1 pseudogene is annotated in these 257 nt (G+C 60.7%); it reads left to right on the forward strand.

The features are described 5' to 3' along the window. Positions 1 to 257, forward strand: a pseudogene (locus EOD29_RS33060) (hypothetical protein); the annotation flags it as partial.

Raw genomic sequence — 257 nt, forward strand, 5'->3', positions numbered from 1 at the left:
GCTTGCAAGGCTGCTCACTGGCGTTGCCGGCATCGTCCAGCATCCGGCCAAGGCGAAGGTTTATCCAATTCACCTCGGCTGGGCGCTGTCGCTGTTCCTCTTCATCATCCATATCTGGTGGTGGGAATATCGCCTGCAGGCCGTGCCCGCCATCGGCTTCGGCATCTATCTCTTCCTCGTCTGCTTCTGCAGCCTGTTCTTCCTGCTCTGCGCCCTGCTCTTCCCGGCGAGCCTCGAGGAATATGGCGGCTACGAGG

The organism is Mesorhizobium sp. M1A.T.Ca.IN.004.03.1.1 (genome assembly GCF_003997555.1).
Classification (GTDB): Bacteria; Pseudomonadota; Alphaproteobacteria; order Rhizobiales; family Rhizobiaceae; genus Mesorhizobium.